General features: G+C 49.1%; 2 protein-coding genes and 1 pseudogene. 2 read left to right on the forward strand and 1 reads right to left on the reverse strand.

Translation table 11 applies throughout. The features are described from left to right. Positions 1 to 139 precede the first annotated feature (139 nt). Both nhaB and dsbB read left to right on the forward strand, forming a co-directional pair. Positions 140 to 1601: pseudogene (gene nhaB / locus ACTBDZ_RS16420) on the forward strand (sodium/proton antiporter NhaB). Positions 1602 to 1821: 220 nt separating this feature from the next. Then, on the forward strand, positions 1822 to 2352 hold the full coding sequence (gene dsbB, locus ACTBDZ_RS16425) for a disulfide bond formation protein DsbB (protein ID WP_438816098.1): 531 nt from the start codon (positions 1822 to 1824) through the stop codon (positions 2350 to 2352). Between the two features lie 45 nt (positions 2353 to 2397). Here dsbB and ACTBDZ_RS16430 read toward each other — a convergent pair whose 3' ends face one another. Then, positions 2398 to 2694, reverse strand: coding sequence for a hypothetical protein (locus ACTBDZ_RS16430; protein ID WP_438816099.1), 297 nt, complete (start codon positions 2692 to 2694; stop codon positions 2398 to 2400). Between the last annotated feature and the right edge of the window lie 537 nt (positions 2695 to 3231).

The raw sequence follows: 3231 nt of genomic DNA on the forward strand, positions 1-3231 counted from the left end.
ACGCCAATGGCAACATTACTTGATGGTAAACGGGTCTGGGCAGAAAAAAATCTGAACCAGATTTAATCTGACAGACACCTGTATAAATAACCGGTAACTGTCAGATCAGGTCTGAGCTAGTACATATAAATTAACCCTGCTGGGTTTCCTCATCCTCAATCCTCTGGTGTTTTTTTGGGTCAGCCCTTTTTTAGCGGGCTGGTTACTGGTCGCCGAGTTTATTTTCACTCTGGGCATGGCCCTGAAATGCTACCCGCTTCAGCCTGGCGGGTTACTGGCCCTGCAAGCGGTGTTTATCGGCATGACAAGTCCAGAGCAGATCTGGCATGAGGTTTCTCGCAATATTCCCGTCATCACGTTGCTGATGTTTATGGTTGTGCGGGTATCTACTTTATGAAGCCGCTGCTGCTGTTCGTATTCACGCGACTGTTGCTACGTATCCGATCCAAGACGGTGCTTTCACTCGCCTCTATATGGCGGCCGCATTTCTGTCGGCTTTTCTGGATGCTTTGACCGTCATTGCTGCGGTGATTGGCGTCTCCACCGGATTTTACGATATTTACCACCGGTACATTACCGGGCTGGATCAACAGGACGGATCCATCACCAATGAGCATGCACAAACCTTGGAGCAATTTCGCGCCTTTCTACGCAGCTTGTTGATGCACGCGGGCGTAGGCACGGCCCTCGGCGGCGTGATGACCATGGTGGGTGAACCACAAAACCTGATTATTGCCAAAACTGCTGTCTGGGATTTCGCCAGCTTTTTCTTGCGTATGTCTGCGGTTACCGTCCCGGTATTCCTGTGCGGTATTGCTACCTGCATTCTGGTAGAGCGTGTCAAAATTTGCGGCTACGGTGCCACACTGCCGGACACTGTGCGTCAGGTTCTGGAGGATTACGAACGTAAGACTAGTGCCGAACGAGCATCGCAAGAACGCATTATGCTATGGATTCAGGACGTTATTGGCATCTGTTTGATTGCAGCCCTGGCGTTTCATCTGGCGGAAGTCGGTTTAATCGGACTGAGCGTCATTATTCTGGTTACTTCGTTTTGCGGTATCACCGAAGAACACGCCATTGGCAAAGCCTTTCAGGATGCGATGCCTTTTACGGCACTGCTTACCGTGTTCTTCGCCATCGTCGCGGTGATTATTGACCAGCAACTGTTCACACCGCTGATTCAGTTTGTGCTTCAGGGTTCGGCGCAAAACCAGCTTACGCTGTTTTATCTGTTTAACGGCCTGCTCTCTTCTATTTCCGACAATGTGTTCGTCGGCTCTATTTATATCAACGAGGCGCATCAGGCCTTTGTACAAGGCCGCATCTCACAGGAGCAGTTTGAGCTGTTGGCGGTAGCGATCAATACCGGTACTAACCTGCCTTAAGTCGCAACGCCCAATGGACAGGCCGCCTTTCTCTTTTTGCTGAATTCGGCCCTGGCCCCGCTCATTCGACTTTCTTATGGCAAAATGGTGGTTATGGAACTGCCCTATACGATAGTAATGACGCTGGTAGGCTGGCTGTGCGTTGCATTCGCGTTAGTGCCTGCAACACAACTGCTTACTGAATGGCAGTGGATAGCGCTACCAAAACTGTAAACACAGACGCATCGCTACGCACAACTATCGTGTATAGTGAACGGGTTACAACGCTTAGCCGTAGCGTGCGATCTGTCAAAGAATGGCAATCGCAGAAATGATATATAAATAAAGTATCAAATAAATAGATTGTTACGTTTTGCTCAGTGAAATGATGGCGGCATTGCCTGTACCGTCTTTGCCGCCAAATCGATCATTTTTTTAGCATGGAATATTCGTTATGTTGCGATTTCTTAACCGCTGCTCACGTGGGCGCGGTGCTTGGCTGTTAATGGCTTTGACGGCGTTTGCCTTTGAATTGGTCGCGCTTTATTTTCAGCATGTCATGTTGCTCAAACCTTGTGTGCTCTGTATTTACCAGCGCAGCGCACTGTTCGGCGTGATGGGAGCCGGGTTGCTGGGTGCTATCGCCCCCGCGACGCTGCTGCGCTATCCAGCAATTTTCCTGTGGATCTACAGCGCTGTTGAAGGATTAAAGCTCGCCTGGGAGCACACCAATGTCATGCTGCATCCTTCACCGTTTGCAGTGTGTGATTTCTTTGTCAACTTCCCGTCATGGCTGCCGCTGGACAAATGGCTGCCCTCCGTTTTCGTCGCCTCTGGTGACTGTGCCGAGCGCCAATGGCAGTTCCTGTCACTGGTCATGTCGCAGTGGATGCTGGTCATTTTCGGTGCGTTTCTGGTGATGGGTGTACTGGTGCTGATTGCCCAGCCGTTCAAGCCTAAACGTCGCGACCTGTTTAGCCGCTAATCCTGTTGTTGCCAGATGGCCTGCGCCATCTGGCAACACAATAGCCTAATATCTCGTCGGCCGTGTGCGACCCCAGTGGTGAAGCGTGAGGTCTAGCGGATACCTGAAACCTTTATGCGATGCGTCCAACGCCACAACGCGTACATGCCGATTGCAAATAAACCATATTTCATCGCGATCGTTTGCCAGTATGTAATAGGCATCTGAGGTTTCAGAAGGATTAAAGCACCCCAGCACGCGGTACGCCGTCCCCACCAAAAACCCGCTTTGCAACGGTAGCGGTCGAGGGCCGCTATCCAGCTCCTGAATTCGTAGATATAACCCTTGTTCTAACCAAAGCATCACGCCTCACTCACCGTTAATCGCATAAAGGCTTTGTTGAATAATAGGTAATCATGCTGTTTTTCTATGCCAGTTTTGGTAGAAAATGCTTGTCATCTTAGGTGTACAGTTTTCTCATGGGGCCTAACTGCATGATTTTGCGTTGCGAGGATCCGTCGTTTCACTTGGCTGCCAGCATAAAATCTATTTATTCAACAAAGCCTCGCATAAACTGAAAATGTAGTTAACGCCCGTGCATAACGGCAAGTTTACCAGGATAAATTAACGCTACACCGGCTGCATTAGCACGCACAGTCGCGTCGATTCAGGTTAGGCGGCAGCATGTACATATAACACCGTAATTCCTATTATTTGATATCATGCATTCCCCTTTATAGGTGAATATAATAAAAATAATTCACTTAAAAGGGTAATCCGTCATTCCGCACCTACTTTAAGAATAAATTCGACGGTATCGCTCGCCGAGAACATCAACGATGGTCTTGTGAACAGAATTGAGGTTGGATACTTGTGGTGGTCTGTCACCAATACTGAACT

It is taken from the genome of Symbiopectobacterium sp. (assembly GCF_051710365.1).
GTDB lineage: Bacteria > Pseudomonadota > Gammaproteobacteria > Enterobacterales > Enterobacteriaceae > Symbiopectobacterium.

Bases quoted from the DNA above. Each gene is read 5' to 3' on its own strand.
- dsbB (WP_438816098.1), top strand. From the start codon at position 1,822: ATGTTGCGATTTCTTAACCGCTGCTCACGTGGGCGCGGTGCTTGGCTG.
- ACTBDZ_RS16430 (WP_438816099.1), bottom strand. From the start codon at position 2,694: ATGCTTTGGTTAGAACAAGGGTTATATCTACGAATTCAGGAGCTGGAT.